Below are 21,092 nucleotides of genomic sequence, written 5' to 3' on the forward strand. Positions count from 1 at the left end.
TGAGATCGATCAATCAATCTAAAGTAAATGCATGTTCAATCCATTGCTGATCATACTGCAATTTTGAAAAATCTGGTTGTACTGTTTTTGCAATTTTCTGTGGAAAATCAAAACAAATCACATCAAAACGACAATCAAACTCATCATAATATGGAGATTTCTGTAAAAAGCATTGTGCTGTCTTAATAATTTTACGCTGCTGGGCAAGCGAAATCACTTCACAGGCCTCTGCATAACTCCCCATTGATCGAGCTTTAACCTCGACAAAAACCAGTTGCTTATCGCGCTTTACGATTAAATCTATTTCACCATAACGTGAATGATAATTTCGTTCGATACATTCATATTGCTTCGATTGCAAAAGAGCAAGTGCTGCCTGCTCAGCCCATTGCCCTAAATCTTGCCGATGTTGTGACATACCTGCCCAATCTTATTTTAACAGTTGAATCCCTTTTTTCTGCTGTTGATAGCAATAAGGTTGACGATAAACCTTGCCATCTTTGACATTAATTGCTCCAGTGCGACCTTCAAAAGAAAAATGACGATCTGGGCTATTTAAGAACTGCTGACCAATACTCCACGCATCACCACCAAAGGCCAATAAACGTTGAAACGCCATATTTTCAGGTTGTTCTTTATAAGCACTGATTAAATCTGCCCATTGTCCATTATATAAGGCAGGTGTATCACAGAAACTCAGCCCCATCGGAATGCTCTTGTCTTGTTCAATACTCAAGGCGGTGGCGTAGATATTTTTTTCAGGCAATGGGCCTAATTGTTCTAACCACTGTTGATCGCCCAAGAGCAACAACCCTTCTCTACGTGCCAGTTTTTTAGGCAGTTCATTGACCACATGGATATCTGAGCCAAACTCAGACATCAATGCCATCATAAATAATTCTGTCGCTGACTCAGTTCCAGCTTGGCGTAACACCAATAAGCTTTTAATTTTATCTTTCTTGAGTAGTTGATTCAGTGCAACCGCATCATGCTGCTTGGCCAAACTGAATTGCCAGACGTTGGTGGTCTGGCTATTCACATCGTTCAATGCAAGTACTGGGATTGCTGGGTTTAGTTGCATCACGGTTTCAATTTCAGGTCGTGCCAATGGCCCAACAATCAGTCGAGTCTTGTTATTGACCCTTTTCTTGAAAATCGTATCGATGTTGTTTTTGGCAGAATCTACAAAAATGATTTTTTCTTTACTGCCAGATGCTGTATAAGCACTCAAGAAACCACGTTTGATGCTTTGACCCGCTCGCGCCATCGTACCTGATTCGGGTAGAATCACCAGTACGTCCGCATAAACTGGGCTCATACATGCTGCCAAACATAATAGCAGCCAATATTTTTTGTAATACATTAGGGAGTTACCTTTTATGAGTGCTCAATTATTTGTTGTAGCAACCCCGATTGGGCACTTAGATGACATGACCTTTCGTGCAATTGATATTTTAAAATCCGTATCAGTGGTTGCCGCAGAAGACACTCGTCAATCTGCTCAATTATTCAAGCACTATAATATCTCAACTCCACTCACAGCGTGTCATGATCACAACGAAAGTAACAAAATTGATCAACTTCTCCAAAAAATGCTCAATGGTGAGAATATTGCCCTCATTAGTGATGCCGGTACGCCGCTGATTAGTGACCCTGGCTTTAAATTGGTTCGCGCAGCACAAGAACGTGGCATTCGTGTGATTCCAGTTCCTGGTGCTTGTGCTGCAATTGCAGCCTTGAGTGCGGTTGGCTTACCAAGTGATCGTTTTAGTTTTGAAGGCTTTTTGCCCTCAAAAGCATCGCAACGTATCAGCCAGCTTGAAAAACTAAAAGATGAAACTCAAACCCTGATTTTTTATGAAGCACCGCATCGTATTCTGGCCTGTATCAAAGATATGGCACAGGTTTTTGGTGAAGATCGTCCTGTCGGTTTTGCCCGTGAAATTACCAAGACCTTTGAGACCATCAAGAAAATGACCTTAAAAGAATTGGTCACATTGATTGAAAATGATCACAACCAAGAAAAAGGTGAGATCGTGGTGGTAGTCGGCGGTGCTTCTGCCGAAAAAGACATGGAACAAGATAAACTGGATGCGTTGTTAAAACGCCTATTACAGGATTTATCTGTTAAAGCAGCATCACAATTGGCTGCTGATTTGACCGGAATAAAAAAGAAAATCGCTTATCAGCGGGCTTTGGAACTCACTCAACACGATCAATAAAACATAAAGGGGAGATTACAAAAATCTCCCCTTTATCATTTAAATATGAAATAACGATACGCTGTTTTAAGCCTTAGTCATGAGATTTGCTTGATCCATTTTTCTCTCTGCCCTTGCCTGCTTAATCACACTCAAACCAGAAGTAACGCCTAAATACGCAATAATGAAGGCCACAAACAGATCAGGGAACATCGTACCTGTTCCAAATACACCGATCGCTGCGATAATGATCGCGATATTGGCAATCGCATCATTACGACTACATAACCATACTGAACGCATGTTGGCATCCCCATCGCGGAATGCATAGAGCATCAATGCCGAGACGACATTGACAGCCAATGCCAATACACCAATTGCGCCCATCAGCATTGGCTCAGGTGTTACACCTAGCCACCATGACCAAATCACTTTCATAATCACAAAAATACCAAAGGCAGCCATGGTGACTCCTTTGACTAAGGCTGCGGTCGCTCGCCAGTACAGAGTCATGGACAATACAGCCAAAGAGATGGCATAGTTTGCTGCATCACCTGCAAAGTCTAATGCATCTGCCCAGAGTGATACTGAACGTGCATGCGATCCACCAATAATTTCGACAAAGAACATCGTTGCGTTGAGGATCAAAGCAATCCACAACGCCTTTCTAAACTTTGGACTAATCTTTTGTGTTGGTGAACATGTTGTGTTGCAACCACATCCTGCCATGACTTTTCTCACTGAATCTTTTATAGTGATTTAAAACCCTAGAGTAACTCCAGAGTCAAGCATGATCAGTTTTAGCATTGGACAATTGGCAAAAAAATCAGGTGTGTCTATTGATACGATTCGGTATTACGAAAAAATTGGGTTGTTAGAAAAAGCTCAACGAACAGCGGGTAATTACCGTCATTATTCGGAACAAATGCTTTCAGAATTGCTATTTTTAAAGCATTGTCGGGAACTTGGCATCACTTTGCAGGATATTCAAAAACTCAAAGATTTATCAACCAATCCAAACCAGACCTGTATGCAAGTCGATCATTTGATTGACCAATATCTTGCTGAAGTTTCCCAGAAGATTAAAAATCTAGAACATCTCAAACAGGATCTGAGCCATTTAAAACAGCAATGCTCTCAACATCGCACTATTGAACAGTGTGGTATTTTAAAAGAGTTACACCAACCCCTTGAGTGTGAACATGAATCACACCAACATAAAAAAGCACCACAACCGTGATGCTTTTTTATGTCAATTCAGACTTAATCTTGATGCTCACCTGGCGGAACTTCAGTAATGCGCCCACCACGTGCAAGAAACGCAGCCACTTCATCTTCTAAAGCTTGGCGTTGTTTCTGCTTCGCAGTTACGGTTAAAGTTTCCGCTTCAGCAAGATCAGCGTCATTGGCGCTCGACTCTTCACTCTCTGCACCACTTTCTGCCGCTTTCGCCTCTTCGTCGTCTACAGCAGAATCTTCTGTGTTTTCGTCGTAATCATTCATTTCCGTCATCTTCATCTCCCCACAATGACTCAACTCTCATCATCGCTATTTGGCCATCAGAACTAGGTGAAATTTAGCAAGCTCTTCAGATTTAGCAAAGCACAATATTGATTAAAACGTACTTTTTATGACCAAATTCACTCTGATTTATAAATGATTGTTTAAAAAATATCTACTATTTTTTAGCAAACATAGCGTGTCTGCTGTAAAGCACCCAAACCATTGGCTTGCTGCATAAAGCGATCTTTAAACCACTCAAATTGTTCAACCTGTTTTAGTCCAAAATTTCGGGCCCAAACAAAGGGAAATAATTCCGAACTTTCCAACCAGCCAATCGCAGACATACTGTGCATCATGGCATCATTCTGGCCCTTACGCAGGTGCTCATAACGTAATAAGGTTTGCTCGTTGGCCCAGACGCCACGGTTTAAATCGTGTAATAGCACATCGCAAAGTACCGCCGCATCTAGACAACCAATATTCACACCTTGCCCCGCTAAAGGATGAATCACATGGGCAGCATCACCAATCAATGCCAAGCCTGACTTGATATAGCGCTGTGCAGCACGTGCTTTCAGTGGGAACTGCGCTCTGGAACGAACCTCAACCACCTCTCCCAACATTTGCAGGCTTTCTTGGGTCAGTAAGCGCATAAAGTCTTGATCATTTAATGCCGAATATTCATCGGCATAATCATCAGGTAAAGTCCAAACAATCGATTGCCAATAACCGTTCTCCTGCGCATTCAGACTGGCCATTGGTAAATACGCCAATGGGCCTGTCGGCAAGAAAATTTGGCGTGCCACATAGTGATTCGGCTGGGTGGTTTTAATCGCACAGCTGATCGCGGCTTGCTTATAATCTAAGACATCTAGATCAATATACGCTTGCTCACGTACAAAAGAGTTCGCACCATCTGCACCAATGAGCAACTTGGTTTTTAGTGTTGTGCCATCCGCCAATTGAATCGACCAACCTTGTGGAATCTGTTCGATCCGAATGACTTTGACTTGAGTGCGATAGTCTTTGAGTTGTTGCAGCATTTTTTGTTGAATCGCCACATTCAAAACACTCGGCTCAACCATTGAACCTAAAGCCTGATCTGATTGAGGTTGCTGTTCAGATGCATGACCAAAATTAATTTCGCCATAGCCATTTTTATTCCAGACTTGCATACCTGAATAGGGCATTTGACGCGCTAAATCATCCCAAACATCGACTGTTTTAAGTAGGTGAATCGTCGCCTGACTCAGTGCCAATACTCGAGGATTCATTACAGCCAATGTCTTTTCTTGATCTAGCACAGGTGCAGCATCCAATACCGTCGCTTGTACACCGCCTTGGGCCAATAATAAAGCGGTTAATCCACCGACTAAACCACCACCTACAATCACAACATCTAACAGCTCACTCATGCTTTTAGTCCCATTGCATAGTTGGCAACCAAAGGCTTAACCCCAGGAATCACATCAAATGCGATCAGTCCTGTATTACGTAATAATTTGAGAATTGGATTTTGATTACTAAAACCACGTACCACTGAATCACAGAACTTAATCACCCGTTGCTGATCTTTTAAACGGGATTGCTCGTAAGCCAATAAATTTTCAGGCGCACCAATATCATCGGACTTTACCAATTGTTCCATCAAGAAACGAACCAACACATCTGCATCACGCAAACACAAGTTAAAACCTTGCCCTGCCACTGGGTGAATGGTATGTGCGGCATTACCCATTAGCACTACACGACCAACCGCCTGCTTATGTGCCAAAACCTGAGCCAATGGATAGCTAAAGCGCTTGCCTGTTTTCTCAAATTTCCCCGCACGATCACCATAGGTTTCCTGTAAGGCATCAAGAAAGTGCTGATCATTTTCTTCACCTAACCATTCTGCTTCAGTGCCTTTCTTCACAGGCCATACCACTGAACGGCGGTATTCGCCTGGTAATGGTAACAATGCCAATGGCCCCAATGCGCTAAAACGTTCAAAGCCAACGTGCTGGTGCGGCTTAGAAGTCTGTACGGTAGTCACAATCGCGACTTGGTCGTAATCATGCTCATCCACCCCGACGCCAATGGCTTGTCGGCAGAATGAATCACGACCATCAGCCGCAATCACTAACTTGGACTTTAAGGAATGGATATATTCACCATTACGCATGGCTTCAATTTGGACTTGATCTGCATCTTGTGTCAGTGAAGTCACTTGCACCCCATCAATCAACTCAATCAATGGCTGTTGACGTACTTGGGTCAGTAATACACGTCCCAGCCATGCGTTCTCAATCACTTGTCCAAAGCTTTCTACTTTTTCTTGTTTTGCGACTAAACGCGCCTTACCAAAACTGCCCTGCTCGGTAATATGCACTTGCAGAATTGGGGTGGCATGTTGCTGTAAGGCTTCCCACAAACCTAACTTTTGGTAAATCTGTACGCTACGGCGTGACAATGCGGTGTTCCGTGCATCAAAGCTGGAATGATAAGGCGCAACATTTTCGTCATCGAAATTCGGATATTTCACAGCTTCTAATAACTTTACTGCGATATTAGATTTTGCCAACATTAAAGCAAGGCTGAGTCCAACCATACCTCCACCGACAATGATGACTTGTTGCTGCATAATATTATTCCTTATCAGTTTTTCATAACTTGATGTTTCGGGACTATCTTACTCTAACTTAAATCAGGAAGGGAATTTGTACTTTGTTTGGTCTATGTTTTTATATCAATAAGATGTATTAAATGTGGTCATTATTAGAATCATTAATAATTAAAAAAACACCCCATCAAAAGACGTTCTTTTGATCATACTTAGCAATTTTATTCAGACAATCCATTGATAAGAGATTCTCTATAGGACTGATCCTTTTCATTCCAATATACAAAGCCATGTTTTAGATCAAGATTGAAAAAGGATTCATTATAATCTTTATCTAAATCATATTGTTCTTCATCATCTCGACCGAAAATTTTTATTCTTATTTGTTCTTCTCGCATATTCAAGCGACCTTGATGAAGAGCAATAGCTGTGAATGACTCTACTTCACGCATCTTGTATTGTTTAGTGAACGGCAACTGGTAAAGGTGACTTAAGCTATTTAATAAATTATCACTCTCTCTACCCGACCGAGATAAAATGACTCCTCGATGATAAACATGCTCTTTAATAATATGCATTTCATGATCAATACCGCCTTCCATGCTTTTAACTACTTCAGCATTTAACCCTACGTACTCTCCATTAAATGAGCTGAGCATATGAAATTGATAACTTGATTCAGTTTCAATCAAATTCTCTATCCGAAAGACACAATCAATAAACCCATCCTCACTAAACTGAGTGAGATAGGGTCTTCCTTCTAAATCCATCTTCATATTTTTACCTTGTCTCACCATGCGTTATACAGATGAGACATAAGAAATAAACAAGCTAATAAAATGAGGAATTAATTAATGACTTGCCATCAAGCTTTCAATATCTTCAACAGTTTTAACCACATTTTTGGTTAGAACCAATGGACCATTTTCAGTCACGACAATATCGTCTTCGATACGAATGCCGATACCCCGCCATTTTGCATCGACGGTTTCATCATCAGGTGCAACATATAAACCTGGTTCAACGGTCACCACCATACCCGTCTCATAAGCACGCCAATCTTCACCAGTTTTATAGGCACCCACATCATGTACATCCATACCAAGCCAATGCCCTGTGCCATGCATAAAGAATTGACGGAAGGCTTCGCTTTCAACCAGCTCATCTACATTGCCACTCAGCAAGCCAAGATCAACCAGACCCTGAGTTAAAATCTTGACAGCTACTTCATGCGGATATTTATAATGATTGCCAATACGGGTTGCATCAATCGCAGCGAGCTGCGCTTCTAAAACCACATTATAAAGTGCTTTTTGCTCAGGACTAAACTTGCCATTTACAGGGAACGTACGGGTAATATCCGATGCATAAAACTCGTATTCACATGCCGCATCAATTAAAACTAAATCACCGTCTTTTAAAGGCTTGTTATTTTCAACATAATGCAAAATACAGGCATTTTCACCGCCACCAACAATACTGTTATACGATGGCACACAGCCGTTTTTACCAAAGATATAATTGAGTTCCGCTTCTAGCGCGTATTCCATCATCTCAGGTTTGACCGATTGCATCGCACGGGTATGCGCTTCAGCACTGATATTGGCTGCGATCTGCATCAACTCAATTTCTTGTGTTGATTTTTTCAAGCGCATTTCATCAACAAGACGATCTAACTGAACCACTTCTGCTGGTGCAGCACCACCACGACGTTGTTGCGCATCCGCTTTTTGAATCCATTGACTAACACGTGCATCAAATTCAGCATTTTGGCCGATACGATAGTAAAGACGCTGTTTATTTAATAACTTGTCGATAATTTCTTCATCGAGCAGATCAATTGCATAAGCTTCATCTGCATCATAGATTTCAATCGCCCCGTCAATTCCGGCACGATAACCATTCCAGATTTCCATCTCGCGATTACGTTCGCGGCAGAATAAGCTATAGCTATATTCCTCACCTTCTTCAAAGGTTTCGATCACGGCAACAGCTTCTGGTTCGGCAAATCCAGTCAGATAATAAAAACTACTGTCTGCACGATATTTATAGTCCGCATCGCGGTTACGATACATTTCTGCTCGAGTCGCAATAATTGCAATGCTATTGCTGCCTATTTGTTTAGCAAGAAGATCACGACGTTGTTTAAAATCGGCTTGACTTAATTTCATATTGTCCTTCTGATGAAGATGAATGATTGTAAGTATCTTTATTTATAAGAGCTTAAGGCACCGCCCGAGTTAACTCGGGCGATGTGGGGTAAACATTTCTACAACCGTTTGCGGATCTGCTGCTTGATTGTCTTGATTTCTGCTTTTGGCGTGAAAGTTTTGCAATAAAGAACTTTCAGCAACAGGAATCTTGGTGCGGCCAATCGATAAACTCACGGGAATCAAGCGTACAAACTCATAGAGTTCCTGATAGCTTTCTTCGCCTTCTTCATCATTATCCGAGTCTTCAAACTCAACAGCTGCAACATCTTGTAAATGTTCAATCAGCTCTTGTTCTTCACCACGAAGATGGCCAGAAGCTAGGCCAAAACCGAGGACTACGCCTGCGCACCAGTCCGCCAAGGCTTGCACACGATCTGCCAGTAAATGGCTATCATCTGGAAGCATAGGCAAGTAATCTAATTCGTCATCAGATAAAGCATGAGCAACATCTTCCGCTTCATCAGTCAGACTTTCCAATGCCTCTGCTTGTAAAGCAGGCACATTAAGGGTGTTTAAAATTTGTGACCATTCATCTGAGGTCGGCGCTTGTGTCACACAAACGATACCTGTTAGTAAACCGTGTAACTCACTTGGACTTGAAATTTCTTCAATCCCATCAAAATGGGCATTCCATTCCGTCCAACCTGAAATATCGTCTTGCATTCGTTTATCCAATCTCTATACTGCTGTATATATTACCTTTGATTGCAACTCTGTGCGACCTTCGTTATGTTAGAACAATTACAGCGTCTACAAGCGCATATTGGTGTTTTAAAAACACGCTTACATCACTTGGAGCGAGAAAACTCATCGCTCACCGAAGCTAAGCAATTAGCTGAAACTGACCATCATGCACAAGTTGTGCAGAAAAATAGCATCATCACGCAAAAGCAGGAAGAAGTTGATAACTTAACTGAACAACTGACTCAGTTACAAGATCAATTTAAACAACTGAATCAAGATGCAACAACTCTAGCGGAGCGTTATAGCCGTTTAGAGAAAAGCACCACTGATTTGAAAAACCGCTTCCAAGAAATTTTGGCTGAGCGCAATGATTTACGTGTGAATAAAGAAAAATTACAAGCACAGCAACGTCATAGCCAGCAAGAGATTCAGGATTTACAGCAAGATCGTGATCGTCTGTTGCAGAAAAATGAACTGGCTAAATCTAAAGTTGAAGCCATTATTCAGCGTCTGTCAATTTTAGGTACTGCACAAGATCAACATGCACAAGAAATTCAGCAACTCGCGCATCCGAATGCTGAAACTCAAGAGGAGACCTGATCATGAGTGAACCTATTGTTGTTGAGCTTCGCTTGATTGAACAGACCTTCCGTTTGAACACCACAGAAGATAAGCGTGAAGAGTTAGAACGTGCGGCTGAATTGTTAAATCAAAAATTTCACGATATGCGCCGCACTGCCCCACGTGTTGAACATAATAAACTGGTGATTATGGTGGCATTGCAAATGGCTCAAGAAGTGTTTAGCTTAAATAAATCTTTGCAGCAGTATGCCCATTGTGAACGTCTTTTAGAAACCATGCTTGAAGATGTAGAACAAAACATCTAACTCTGGAAAGCCTGAAATATAAATTTCAGGCTTTTTTTAGCGCCATAGTACATACACCAGCCTTCTTTTCCGCCTTTATCTCATCGTCATTTTTATCATTTACTCAAATTCGCCTGAATTGAATTCCCGCTCTCAAGTCAATTCATCTATTTGTTTATTATTTAATATTCAGAAAAACAGCAATCACCCATCCATTTTTTTGCCTAAACCACCACTCAAACAGGCACGCATATTATTAATTTAAGCTTATAAATAAATTTAGTAGCGTCATTACATCGAGGTGTCAATTCCTATAAGAAAATGCGCCACTAGATCAAGCACCATGATTTATCAGATTTACTAAAATGCTACTAAGTATAATACGTACAGTACTCCTTTCTAAAAATTACGCCTATATACAGAAGATCGATTTCTTCAAAATTTTTGTCAATTCAATTACTTCAATTGAATGTTTCAACTATAAACTTAAACTTACAAATTTCTCTATTTCTCCCTCTTGAGATGACCTTCATTTTTACTATAATTAAATCATCTCTGAGGTGTACGCCAGCTGGTCTGACTCCCCTGAGCCGTGAATTATTTCCGAATTGGAAAGCGTTTTTAAATATTGAGCGTGTATGCCTACCCTGAGTAGGAAACCCAGATGATATATAGCGCTTTCCACCTTGAACCTTAGTGTTCAAGGGTAAAGACATGCAGCGGCATTTTGGAGACCCATTTTATTTCAACAAATAATTGATCTCGCTTTAGATTTTATAATTCTATTAAACTTAATTTTCTAATTGTTAGTAAAACATACAAATCTCAATACTTTCCTCTTGTGGTCGGTGTTGATTTAACTATAATAGAAAACATCTCTAGGGTGTTCGCCAGTACGTCTATTCCCCTGCCGATACTTAAATTTATGGATGTGTTCTGTGTATTTTGAGTGTATGCCTACCTCGAGTAGGAAACCCAGTAAGTATGCGTCACCTCCACCTTGAACTCATCGGGTTCAGGGTAACGACCATGCAGCGGCATCTCTGGAGTACTTTTTTTACAATAAAAACAATATAGAAGTTGTTGTATTCAGATCCCATAAGTTTTATATCATCAAATATTCCTCAACTCTTTAAAATCGTATAAGAATTTTATTATTATAGTTATTGAATCAAATTACTGTTCAAACATAAACATCATTCTCCTAATCTATTAGGAATATTGACTTCAGCTTTATCTATAAACGATAAGGTCAGAGCAAAAAGCAATATGCTAGACTATACCTATATATATTCTTTTGAATAAAATCTTTCGTAATTTATTAAAAACATATTTTGAGTACAACGAATGACAGCGTGGCAACGACTAGGTATTGAACCAACAGATAATCAGAGGGAAATTAAGAAAGCCTATGCAAAACAACTTAAATTAATCGATCAAGATACTCAACCTGAAGAATTTATTCGCCTTAGAGAGGCTTTAGAAACTGCACAATTTGAAGCAGCATATGTATTCTATGAAGATGATGAAGTAAACGATATTTTTGAGCCTGATTTAGAGAAATATGCCTCTGAAAATAGTGAGGTCTCTCCTAATGCGGATGAATTACAACTCGAAGAATCTTTAAAAAATCTAGAACATCATATTTCAACACAGGATATAAATTTTGATATCCGGAATGAATTGCTTCAATTTCATCACCAAATTCAAAACATTGCAGACCCGAATACCAGCATAACTTATAGCAATAAAGTACAAAATCTATTAAAGCAATATGATCTCGATGACTTTCTTTATATCTTTTCTGATCATGAGCCTCAAACTAATATCGCGCTCGACCTCTATAATGACGAGACAATAACTTCTCAAACAGTTCAAGAAATTCCCCTTGAGTCTGATCATAGCATCGTAGCCGAACCAATTTTCATAACCCTCAACGAAGTAACAGATTCACTTTGGAATAAAGATATTAGTGATTCAACTTTCGAAAAATTTAAATATCTACTGAATCAGCAATTTGATATCCCTCTTCATCAACAAATTCAAATTAAGGATCAGTTAATCGCGCCTTTAGCAGAAATAGACAGCAATAATTTACAACCTGAATATTTTCGTTTTCTTGAACTCTGGCACGAAAGTTATCCTGACGATATCCATCAATATGATCAATCGTATTACTCCTCTCTTTTGCAAGAAAAGCTGAATGATTATTTGTCAAAATACTCGATCTTAAAGCAATTAAAACCTGAGCAATATCTTGCATTGCAAGCATTAACTGGAGAACAAAAGCTACAACCTTTTAAAATGATTAATTTACAAAATCATCTCCATAAGATATACACAAATCACACAACAACCGAAATTTTAAATCAACTTCAAATTTCAAGTACTCAAAACAACCCCAATTTTGTATTCTTAAAAAGCTTAAGTGAAATCAAAAAATTTAACCTTATTAATCTTATTTTTTCAATTGGCACATTTTATTTTGCATCGCTACTACTTGAAATAACGCCCAAAGCAGGAATAGTTATATGTATTAGCTTGGTTACTATTGCCTTATTTATTTGTATTTTACAACCTATTCTTCATGCCAAAATTCTAGGTCGCCCCGATCAAGAAGAAACACTCATACGTTTAAGTAAAATTTGGTTTTTAAGTGGATTTATTCTTTGTATTGCAACACCTTGGTTTGCAGAAAGTCTACACCAGCTTTTAAGTTATACTTGGCTTGTATTCTCAGTCCTCCTAATTGGTGCATTAAAATTAAATGCAGCACCACATCACAATAACCTGTTACAAAGTGCTGATTCTCAATTTGATCATTGGATTATAAATCTTGGTTTAATCGCGATTTGCATCGGCTTTTTCTTTGCAATCCTATCACTTGCAAAACCTGATCATTCATGGTTAGCAGTTTACAGTCTCATTCCTATCAGTCTATTATTACTTCCCGACTCATTCCGCCCCTTATTTTCGATCTTTGGCTATAATAAAGAGAATGACAATTTAACAGAAAATCAAATCTATTTTAAAAGTATAATGATTATCTTGTTTAGACTTACTTGGGTATTAGCTATTGGCTATTTCTTAATATCTGAGAATAATCAGCCCTTCATATATGCAAGTGGTCTTATTCTCACAAGTTTGCTTTTTGTTGGTATGAGTACAAAAAAAATCTCACAACTGATTCGGTATCTAGCTTTCACAGCCACATTTTTTACGATCATTATATTATTTATTGGATTAGATGCAGTTAAATATTTTTTAGCTAAAATTTAATTTAGATAAGCAACACATATCTTTCATGCCCCTTCTGATTTCCAAGAATCAAAAGGGGCTAAATGTTTTAATATTCTTCAAACAAGCTCAAATCTTCAACTTCATTTAAGAAAGCTTCAAAATATTGACGAGCCTCACGAATCTGCCTTTCCTCTTGCAAATTCAAGACATGGTTAAATTGCTGCGTTCGCTCTCCAATCTGTAAGCGAATATCCCCAGTATATTCACTAAATAAACGCTCTGCACGTAATAACAAACTCTTATTCATTAGATTATCACGTGGATGAATTTTTAATTCCTGTAACTGTACGCGGGCCTGTTCAATCTGCTCGGCACTCATCACACTTTGATGATTAACCACTACTTTTTGAAGTTTTTCCCCTGTAGCAGGCACCTCTACATCGACATCTAGAATCCCGTTGGGATTATAAGAAAAACGGACATCTATCGACAATTGATCATCATTTGGTGGTAAAGGAACTTTTAACTCACCTAAAAACACGTTTTCTTTACACAGCCTGTGCTCACCCTGATAAATTCGAACCACAATTTCTCGTTGTCCCTTATGCATCGCAGTATACGTATTTACTTTACTGGCTGGGATTACTGTATTACGTTCTAAAACTGGTGAAAACTGATCATCGGCTCCTACAGCTAGCCCTAAGCTAAACGGACATACATCAGTCAATACAACTTCTTTGAGAGATAAATCCTTCGCTTTTAAACCTGCTTGAACACAGGCACCACGTACGATTGCTTCATCTGGTTGAATACTTGTTGAAGGAAAACGTCCAAATAGCTTTGTCACCATTTTACGCACAACAGGAATACGCGTAGCCCCTCCAACCATAATAATTTGGTCAACTTGTTGAGGTAAAATTCGCGCATCTCTTAAAGCTCGTTCTAATGGGCGACGTAAACGGAGTAATAAGGGCTCTGCCCAATGAGCAAATTCTTCTTGGGTAATTTCAAGTATTGCCTCTTGTTCTTTCCATTTGAAAGAAAACTGTGCTTTTGCTTCCTTGCTTAAAACATGCAAGCAATATTGGGCTTTAGCTCTTAGTGCAATTTCAATATCGAGTGGAATTGTATGTTCTGTAAAACCAAACACAGAAGCATGTTGTTTCCAATATTGTTTCATTAGGAGTTGAACGAAATCATCTCCCCCTAAATAGTTATCTCCAGCACTTGCGCGAACCTCAATAATCCCATCAAATAACTCAACGATTGAGACATCAAATGTCCCACCGCCTAAATCAAAAATAAGAAAACAGCTATCTTCCGTTTGCCCCAAACCATACGCTAAAGCAGCAGCTGTAGGTTCATTGATTAAACGACTTACTTTTAAGCCAGCAAGTTCAGCTGCCGAGATGGTTGCTTGACGCTGGATATCATTAAAGTAAGCAGGAACTGTAATAACCGCCTCATCTACTTCACATTGTAATAATTGCTCAGCATCTTGTTTTAAAGACTTAAGAATTAAAGAAGATAATTCAACCGCGCTAAAACTTTGATGGCCTAGTTTCAATCGTTTAGATGTGCCCATTAAACGCTTAAAACTGGTTAATACCTCTTGCCCACTTCCTCTAAGTTCTAATGCAGCCTGACCGATCAATATTCGACCTTGCTCATCCATTGCAATCGCAGACGGTGTCAATTTCACCCCATAAGGGTTTTCGATTAATTTTGATTGACCATTTTCAAAAATACCAACAAGTGAATTACTTGTACCTAGATCTATTGCAATTAAAGGTTTAAATTCTGTCATTTTTTATCAATAGTTTAAAAATATTAAATTTTAGACAATATTTTAATTCATATCTGAACAATTAGCGAGTTTTACAACAAATAGAAAAAAATCCCCTAATACATTAGAGGATCATCGTATTTTAGCAGCACGTTATCTAAAAATTATTCATCTTTCAAAGCACATTCATAGTTGCTTGGGTCTTGTGAACAACGAACTTGTTTCAACAACTTCATCATATCTTTATCGTAAAAGCCTTCCTTGGTCATTTGAATGCGTGCTTCGCGCATCAATCGAACATAACCAGGCTTATCACTTTCGTTTAACTTCAACCAAAATTTGTCTGGAATTTTTGCTTCAATCTTGTCAACAAATTCAAAAGCAGGATCTAACTGTTTTGAAATAACTTCTCGTGCGATTGAGCCCATCCCTGCTGGGAATTTATTACGATGCATAATCAGCGTCCCTGTCACTTGAATGACAGGAAATTTAATAATACCACCAACGGCTTTTCCTGATTTATCAGTCATGCCTTTTTGCAATTCTAGCGGTTCAAATAAAATGGCTGGACCTGCCATGATATCCACTTCTTTATTATTAAATTTACCACCCACTGTCACCAAATCAACTGACACAGGTTGTGCCCCCACATTTTGTACCAGTTTCTTTTGAGTTTCATCAAATTGGAACACCGCAACTTTCTTGCCTGCTGCTTTAGCCAAAGTATTTATATTACGATCCGTGACCATAATATAGGCTGCACCGAGGGGTACAATCCCAACCACCTCATAATCTTTGTTTACCATCTTTTCATCAAACTTTGGATTGGCCAAAACTTGAATCACAGAACTTAGTTGTTTATAGGTCTGCAAGGCGCCAATTGCATCCACACTGCCCACGAACTTATTAAACTGTTTTGCGCGCAGATTGCTAATCCCTGCACCATCACAACGTTTACTACGGAAATCTTCGGTCAACACAGCTTCATTGGTATACACTTTCAGATTCACCAACGTGGACGCCTGTTTTTTCAATTTTGGATAATCAAAATCTAATTTAAATTGCAAATGTGAAGGACGTGTCACATTCATATTAACGCCAAATTGCTTGGCAACACGGACGATACTTGGAATTTCAGTAATATAACTGGTGGCCTGCTCAAAGGCTTCGCTATGTTCGCCATTCGGAGAGAACACACAGAGAGTGACTTGTTTTGGAATCTGTTGCCACGTTTTGGGATCATTCAATAATTGCTTAACTTTATTTTGTGAATGAGGAGAGAGACTTAAATCCAGTTTACCTTCAGGTGCTGCATAGCTTGTATTCACCATACCCCATGATGAAGCTAGCACACAGGACAAAAGTACAGGTTTTAAAAACTGTGTGAATTTATTATTTTGCATTGTTTGATCCATCCTTAGCGAGAGCGAGCTATTTCCCAATAGTCTTTATTCAATGTAAGAATAACGCATAGAAATAGAATTGACTGATTTTATTTGGATGGTGTCAATTCGGTCAAAGTTAGAACCATTACTCATTTTATAAAAATGAATAGCCCCATAAGATACAAACATATATTTCAACAAGCATTTGAATAATCTATATTTTTAATACTCTTTAATCATTTAAATGCTTGTTATTCTGCTCTTAAATAAATGACCAAATCACGTTTTCATCTTGTCGCTTTAATAGAAAACTGGTTTGATGATCATCCTCAACCACAATATGTTGATTCGAAATCATTTTTACTTTTAGTAAGGTGTCATTTTGATAAACCAAATCATTTTTGCCTTCTTTGGTTAAGACTAGCATCTGATCAAGTACAATCAATTTTTTTGATTCCAACATCATTTTACCCTCTAAAATGGTTTGCAAATACTGAGTATTTCTATCAAGCTGATAAGTTCAACTCATCCTAAATAGCAGCTCAATACATACGATTCATACGTAAAAAAATACTCACTTTAATTATTTAAATACATGAAACTGACATCTGTGCATGTTATCTCACAAGATGCATATTAGATTATTTTTTAAACAATATGCTGTTTTTTTGTCAGACAGTTCTCATAAAAACTCTTTACCGCAAGATCGATTTAAAAAGCTAAATCTATAAATAAAAATAAATAATATTAAATACTTAACTAACTTTATACTTTCATTGTCTCGCTAGCGTTAAATTAGAAATATTGACCAATCATAAAAAGAAATCATACTTATTTGAAAAATAATAAATTTTATTCAAAAAAAATGGCTACGTTAAAGTAGCCATTTTTTAGATTGTGTATTACCAACTGACATTCACGCGTCTATTTGGGGCTAAACAACCAACTAACTGGCGGTTTGCTTTATGCCCTGCACATTGTTGATATAAATCAGTTTGGCTATTGGCCTGAATTTGGATGCGATTTGCATCAACACCCTCATTCACCAACAACTTGGCAACGGTATTGGCACGCTGCGCTGACAATTGATGGTTATATGCAAACTTACCTAAAGGATCTGCAAAACCTGCAACAATCACTGGGCTATTCGATGGCGCTTGTTTAATCCGTTGCGCAATTGCAGCAACTGAACTTGAACCTTGTTCAATTGCATTGGCATTCGATCGATCAAATGCAAAAAATACACTTGATGATCGCAACGTATTTAGATTGGCATCAGCTGGAACTTGATTATTTGCCCCCCAAGCCATTAAACCTTCACATGCCTCACCTTTCCAAGATAAACGTTCAGAAAGCGTATCCTTATTAAAATCGATGCGTAACTGGCAACGTAAATAATCCTGACTATTCGGCTGACGGACATCTAATACATAGTTCCAAGTTTTAACAAAGAATAAACCTTCACTAAATTGAGGATTTCCCAAGATATGTCGAATTTGGTCTTTGGTTAAGCCAGTACCTAGGCGAGCAACATTGTCGTATTCATAACGCTGCACTTGTTTTAAATAGCTTTTTTCAACAGCTGGAAATTTAGCTTCCTCTTGTTGAACCACGACCTCATCATCTGCCGCCATAGCCATCATTGCACTACTAGAAGCGATCCCGATAACCAATGCTTTTATCATGTTTTTCATATTTTACTCTCTTTATCGATTGGAGATGAGGAGAGCCTAAGGGCTCTCCTGCATAACGAGTCCCTTAGTCAATTACACCACTGATACCGATACGTACACTTGGATCACCTTGTGATGCTGCAGCGACACCGCCTGTGATTGACCAACGACCATTATCCGCAGTCTTACGCAAGGTTACGCCGACTGCATTTTCACCACCATGATAAGAAGCACCTGCTGCATAGGTATATTTACCTGCGATGTATGGCGCTGCTTCCAATGCCATTGCTGCGGCAATACCTGCATTTGCTTTTTTCTCTACATCCTCAATACGTTGATTAGTTGAGTAGAAGGCTTGCTCAAGTTTGTTGTCCAGGTTATCAATGCGGTTGCCCAAAGCTTGATCGGCTTTATTTAAGGCATCCACTGCACCACCAACATTGTTGTAGTCTTTACCTCCCACCGTGTAAGTAGGGTTAGTGAAACTATTGGTAATGTTATTATAGCCAGCTCCGCCGCCTAAGAATTCAACAACTTTTTTGTTGGTTGCATTCAATTGAGAGCCGTTGATTGCGTCTTTCGATGCTTCATTAATTGCACCATCTTTGACACCTGTAACAACGCGATTACCATCAGTACCAGCAACATTAACTTTAGTGCCTCCAGTGTCTTTAGCAACGGTAACGTCAGCTGTACTATTCGCTTGTTTAACCAGACCCACCGTACCATTATTAATATCATTTTTAATGTTATTAATAGCATTGGTATTGTTGGTAATCTGCCCTTGCAAATTATCTCTGATTTCTGCTACCTGACCACCATTCACAGCATCTTTAGAGTCTTTAGCAATATTACCGTTTTTCACATTGGTAATCGTGGTTCCATCTGCTCCACCAAGGGTGATCTTGTCTTTTTTAGCATCGTCGTATTTCACTGCATTGTTAGCAAGCTCATTAACATTGTTATTCACATTGCTAATTGCGCTATCCAATTGACCTTTGTTCACCGCATCTGTCGCATTAACACCAGCCGCAACATTGGTCACCTGCTTATTGCCAGCATTGATACCTTGAGTGGTTACACTTGGGCCGCCAGCAATAATAAGTCCTGTATTGTTTAACACAACCGCATTGTTACCAATGGTGATTCCAGCATTATTCAGAACCGTATCACCTGCTTTCACAGAATCAACCGCTAAGTCTTTTGCAGTTTCCACTTCATAGTTATCTGAACCATCAGCATTTTTGCTCTTTTTCACAACAATGTTTTGACCATTGGTCACAGTCGTTTTCGATGTTGTTGCAGCAGAACCAATTGCCTTATCAAGTGCAGTCAACGCATCACCAACATTGGTTTGATTCGCTTGAGCCACATTATAAGTTGGACCTGTAATAGTACCGTCAGCATTGACTTTAGCACCACCACCCAAGCTATTTACCAGCGCAGTTTGGGTTGTTACAACTTGGTTACCCACAGCTTTCAACTGAGCAACGTTCACTGCATCTGCATCGGCACTACCCGCTGCAACACCAGTAATTTGACGATAAATACCACTCGCCTCATCACCTACTGCAACTGCACCTGTAGTTGAGGTTGTTTTCGAGATTGCTGCTTTATCAGCAGTTGTTGCAGCAGATAATGCATAACCCGCTACACCTGCTCCTGTTGTCGCCGCTGAACCGTTTCCTAACACAACTGAACCAGCTACTGTTTTGGTCACATTATTACCAAGTACGAAAGTATCATTTGTAAGCACTTGGTTATTGTTACCGACAGAATAGCTATTCGATCCATCAACGATGGTCGGGTCACCAATCGCACCAGAATGATCACCTTTCACTTTGTTGCCTGTACCAATACTGATTGATTGCAGGCCTGTTGCTTCAGCACCTTTACCAATTGCAATGGACTCTTTACCTGTTGCTTTGCTGTCATGACCAACTGCAAGCGCACTATCCGCACCGTCTGCAACAATTGCATTTACACCAACTGCTGTCGAGTTTAAACCACCTGCGCTTGAGTCATTGGTTGTACCCAAATCACCTTTAGATGTATCAGCATTGGTATGGAAGAATTTAATACCATCGGTATTCATCTTCTGTACTGTTTGACCAATGGTTAGGCGATCTGTAGTTTCTTGACCTTTTTTATCGTAGGTTAAGAACAATGAATCTTGGTTCTTGTTGTCAGGATTTTTATTCACAATCTGATCAACAATATTCACCTTATTGCCATTACCATCTACAACTTCAGTAATATTGCTTGTAATCGCACTCTTCAATTGCTCTTCGGTCGCAGCTCGACCTTTGGTTGCAAAATCACTTGCTTTGATGTCTGTATTACTTAAGCCTTCAATGGTATTACTTGCTTTATCTACAACAACACTGCCTACAGTTACCTTGTCGAAATTCACATCTTTCGCTGTCGATACTTGGTAGTTGCTTGAACCATCTGCATTGGTGGTTGGAGTAACTACAACATTATCTCCTGCTGTAACCGTAGTTTTCGCTTTGGTTGCTGCATCTTTAACACTGCTGATTGCACCGTCAATTGTGTTCGAACCTGTGCCACCAATGTTACTCGTGGTGATCGCACCTGTTGTCGTATCAATTTTCGTTGCACCACCAACAAGGTTCTTCACATTGTTCGCAGTATTAAATAATTGACTGCCATTCACTGCATCTGTTGATGCTGCATTTACAGCACCCGCTTTCACATTCGTGATCGTGGTTCCACCAGCACCTGCAAGTGTGATTTTGTCTTTAGTCGTTGCATCGTCATATTTAACTGCTGCATCGTCCAAACCACCTAACTTGCTATCTACAGCCGCCAATTGGTCTTCGGTTGCTGCTTGACCCGATACCGCTGTGCCATTCCACGTCGTGTTGCTCAGACCTTTAACTGTGTTTGTTGCTTTATCTACAACAACACTGCCTACA

The 21,092-nt window shown here is 39.4% G+C and carries 18 protein-coding genes, 2 other RNA genes and 1 pseudogene; 7 read left to right on the forward strand and 14 right to left on the reverse strand.

From position 1 onward, the window contains the following. Positions 1-13: 13 nt before the first annotated feature. Both NG55_RS09005 and NG55_RS09010 read right to left on the reverse strand, forming a co-directional pair. Positions 14-418 carry a YraN family protein gene (locus NG55_RS09005; protein ID WP_016540458.1) on the reverse strand — a complete coding sequence of 135 codons (405 nt, stop codon included), beginning with the start codon at positions 416-418 and terminating at the stop codon, positions 14-16. 12 nt (positions 419-430) lie between these two features. Then, entirely contained in the window at positions 431-1,363 is a 933-nt protein-coding gene (locus NG55_RS09010; protein WP_065343046.1) for a penicillin-binding protein activator, read from the reverse strand. A 16-nt stretch (positions 1,364-1,379) separates the two neighbouring features. Here NG55_RS09010 and rsmI point away from each other — a divergent pair, with 16 nt between their 5' ends. Next, on the forward strand, positions 1,380-2,222 hold the full coding sequence (rsmI, locus tag NG55_RS09015; protein WP_016540456.1) for a 16S rRNA (cytidine(1402)-2'-O)-methyltransferase: 843 nt from the start codon (positions 1,380-1,382) through the stop codon (positions 2,220-2,222). Positions 2,223-2,288: 66 nt separating this feature from the next. Here the strand turns inward: rsmI and NG55_RS09020 are convergent, their stop codons facing one another. After that, entirely contained in the window at positions 2,289-2,930 is a 642-nt protein-coding gene (locus NG55_RS09020; RefSeq protein WP_016540455.1) for a cation efflux transmembrane domain-containing protein, read from the reverse strand. A 61-nt stretch (positions 2,931-2,991) separates the two neighbouring features. On the opposite strand from NG55_RS09020, the gene NG55_RS09025 reads away from it, so the two are divergent. Next, positions 2,992-3,441 (forward strand): MerR family transcriptional regulator, encoded by a 450-nt coding sequence (locus tag NG55_RS09025; RefSeq protein WP_016540454.1) that lies wholly within the window; start codon positions 2,992-2,994, stop codon positions 3,439-3,441. Positions 3,442-3,464: 23 nt separating this feature from the next. Here NG55_RS09025 and NG55_RS09030 read toward each other — a convergent pair whose 3' ends face one another. The 6 genes from NG55_RS09030 to NG55_RS09055 form a co-directional block, all read right to left on the reverse strand. After that, a complete protein-coding gene (locus NG55_RS09030) occupies positions 3,465-3,713 on the reverse strand; it encodes a hypothetical protein (RefSeq protein ID WP_005202358.1) in 249 nt (82 codons plus the stop codon). Positions 3,714-3,886: 173 nt separating this feature from the next. Beyond that, entirely contained in the window at positions 3,887-5,119 is a 1,233-nt protein-coding gene (locus tag NG55_RS09035) for an FAD-dependent monooxygenase (RefSeq protein WP_065343047.1), read from the reverse strand. Beyond that, a complete protein-coding gene (gene ubiH / locus NG55_RS09040; protein ID WP_065343048.1) occupies positions 5,116-6,327 on the reverse strand; it encodes a 2-octaprenyl-6-methoxyphenyl hydroxylase in 1,212 nt (403 codons plus the stop codon). Before ubiH ends, NG55_RS09035 begins: the two co-directional genes overlap by 4 nt. Before the next feature lie 200 nt (positions 6,328-6,527). Further along, positions 6,528-7,082: a hypothetical protein gene (locus tag NG55_RS21115; protein WP_213029718.1), complete on the reverse strand. Its 555-nt coding sequence runs from the start codon at positions 7,080-7,082 to the stop codon at positions 6,528-6,530. Positions 7,083-7,157: 75 nt separating this feature from the next. Beyond that, positions 7,158-8,477 (reverse strand): Xaa-Pro aminopeptidase, encoded by a 1,320-nt coding sequence (pepP, locus tag NG55_RS09050; RefSeq protein WP_065343049.1) that lies wholly within the window; start codon positions 8,475-8,477, stop codon positions 7,158-7,160. A gap of 69 nt (positions 8,478-8,546) precedes the next feature. Continuing rightward, positions 8,547-9,182, reverse strand: a complete 636-nt coding sequence (locus tag NG55_RS09055; protein WP_016540450.1) for a UPF0149 family protein — start codon at positions 9,180-9,182, stop codon at positions 8,547-8,549. A 66-nt stretch (positions 9,183-9,248) separates the two neighbouring features. Here NG55_RS09055 and NG55_RS09060 point away from each other — a divergent pair, with 66 nt between their 5' ends. The 5 genes from NG55_RS09060 (at position 9,249) to NG55_RS09080 (ending at position 13,348) form a co-directional block, all read left to right on the forward strand. Further along, positions 9,249-9,803, forward strand: coding sequence for a hypothetical protein (locus NG55_RS09060; protein ID WP_005272487.1), 555 nt, complete (start codon positions 9,249-9,251; stop codon positions 9,801-9,803). 2 nt (positions 9,804-9,805) lie between these two features. Next, positions 9,806-10,090, forward strand: a complete 285-nt coding sequence (locus NG55_RS09065; RefSeq protein ID WP_065343050.1) for a cell division protein ZapA — start codon at positions 9,806-9,808, stop codon at positions 10,088-10,090. Between the two features lie 528 nt (positions 10,091-10,618). Beyond that, positions 10,619-10,807, forward strand: a non-coding RNA gene (gene ssrS / locus NG55_RS09070) — 6S RNA. Positions 10,808-10,941: 134 nt separating this feature from the next. Further along, positions 10,942-11,123, forward strand: a non-coding RNA gene (gene ssrS / locus NG55_RS09075) — 6S RNA. Between the two features lie 293 nt (positions 11,124-11,416). Continuing rightward, complete coding sequence (locus NG55_RS09080; RefSeq protein WP_065343051.1) at positions 11,417-13,348, forward strand: molecular chaperone; 1,932 nt, start codon at positions 11,417-11,419, stop codon at positions 13,346-13,348. A gap of 67 nt (positions 13,349-13,415) precedes the next feature. Here NG55_RS09080 and NG55_RS09085 read toward each other — a convergent pair whose 3' ends face one another. The 5 genes and pseudogenes from NG55_RS09085 to ataA form a co-directional block, all read right to left on the reverse strand. Next, positions 13,416-15,116, reverse strand: coding sequence for an Hsp70 family protein (locus NG55_RS09085; RefSeq protein ID WP_016540448.1), 1,701 nt, complete (start codon positions 15,114-15,116; stop codon positions 13,416-13,418). A 143-nt stretch (positions 15,117-15,259) separates the two neighbouring features. Next, positions 15,260-16,498, reverse strand: coding sequence for a putative solute-binding protein (locus NG55_RS09090; protein ID WP_016540447.1), 1,239 nt, complete (start codon positions 16,496-16,498; stop codon positions 15,260-15,262). Between the two features lie 244 nt (positions 16,499-16,742). Further along, a complete protein-coding gene (locus tag NG55_RS09095; RefSeq protein ID WP_004652606.1) occupies positions 16,743-16,943 on the reverse strand; it encodes a hypothetical protein in 201 nt (66 codons plus the stop codon). Positions 16,944-17,382: 439 nt separating this feature from the next. Then, entirely contained in the window at positions 17,383-18,174 is a 792-nt protein-coding gene (gene tpgA, locus NG55_RS09100) for a trimeric autotransporter adhesin/peptidogylcan-associated protein TpgA (protein WP_065343052.1), read from the reverse strand. 64 nt (positions 18,175-18,238) lie between these two features. After that, a pseudogene (ataA, locus tag NG55_RS09105) lies at positions 18,239-21,092 on the reverse strand (trimeric autotransporter adhesin AtaA); the annotation flags it as partial.

Origin of the sequence: Acinetobacter gyllenbergii (assembly GCF_001682515.1) — a bacterium.
Lineage (GTDB): Bacteria > Pseudomonadota > Gammaproteobacteria > Pseudomonadales > Moraxellaceae > Acinetobacter > Acinetobacter gyllenbergii.

Coding starts and splice junctions, on each gene's coding strand:
- NG55_RS09005 (WP_016540458.1), bottom strand. CDS start 418: ATGTCACAACATCGGCAAGATTTAGGGCAATGGGCTGAGCAGGCAGCA.
- NG55_RS09010 (WP_065343046.1), bottom strand. CDS start 1,363: ATGTATTACAAAAAATATTGGCTGCTATTATGTTTGGCAGCATGTATG.
- rsmI (WP_016540456.1), top strand. CDS start 1,380: ATGAGTGCTCAATTATTTGTTGTAGCAACCCCGATTGGGCACTTAGAT.
- NG55_RS09020 (WP_016540455.1), bottom strand. CDS start 2,930: ATGGCAGGATGTGGTTGCAACACAACATGTTCACCAACACAAAAGATT.
- NG55_RS09025 (WP_016540454.1), top strand. CDS start 2,992: ATGATCAGTTTTAGCATTGGACAATTGGCAAAAAAATCAGGTGTGTCT.
- NG55_RS09030 (WP_005202358.1), bottom strand. CDS start 3,713: ATGACGGAAATGAATGATTACGACGAAAACACAGAAGATTCTGCTGTA.
- NG55_RS09035 (WP_065343047.1), bottom strand. CDS start 5,119: ATGAGTGAGCTGTTAGATGTTGTGATTGTAGGTGGTGGTTTAGTCGGT.
- ubiH (WP_065343048.1), bottom strand. CDS start 6,327: ATGCAGCAACAAGTCATCATTGTCGGTGGAGGTATGGTTGGACTCAGC.
- NG55_RS21115 (WP_213029718.1), bottom strand. CDS start 7,082: ATGAAGATGGATTTAGAAGGAAGACCCTATCTCACTCAGTTTAGTGAG.
- pepP (WP_065343049.1), bottom strand. CDS start 8,477: ATGAAATTAAGTCAAGCCGATTTTAAACAACGTCGTGATCTTCTTGCT.
- NG55_RS09055 (WP_016540450.1), bottom strand. CDS start 9,182: ATGCAAGACGATATTTCAGGTTGGACGGAATGGAATGCCCATTTTGAT.
- NG55_RS09060 (WP_005272487.1), top strand. CDS start 9,249: ATGTTAGAACAATTACAGCGTCTACAAGCGCATATTGGTGTTTTAAAA.
- NG55_RS09065 (WP_065343050.1), top strand. CDS start 9,806: ATGAGTGAACCTATTGTTGTTGAGCTTCGCTTGATTGAACAGACCTTC.
- NG55_RS09080 (WP_065343051.1), top strand. CDS start 11,417: ATGACAGCGTGGCAACGACTAGGTATTGAACCAACAGATAATCAGAGG.
- NG55_RS09085 (WP_016540448.1), bottom strand. CDS start 15,116: ATGACAGAATTTAAACCTTTAATTGCAATAGATCTAGGTACAAGTAAT.
- NG55_RS09090 (WP_016540447.1), bottom strand. CDS start 16,498: ATGCAAAATAATAAATTCACACAGTTTTTAAAACCTGTACTTTTGTCC.
- NG55_RS09095 (WP_004652606.1), bottom strand. CDS start 16,943: ATGTTGGAATCAAAAAAATTGATTGTACTTGATCAGATGCTAGTCTTA.
- tpgA (WP_065343052.1), bottom strand. CDS start 18,174: ATGAAAAACATGATAAAAGCATTGGTTATCGGGATCGCTTCTAGTAGT.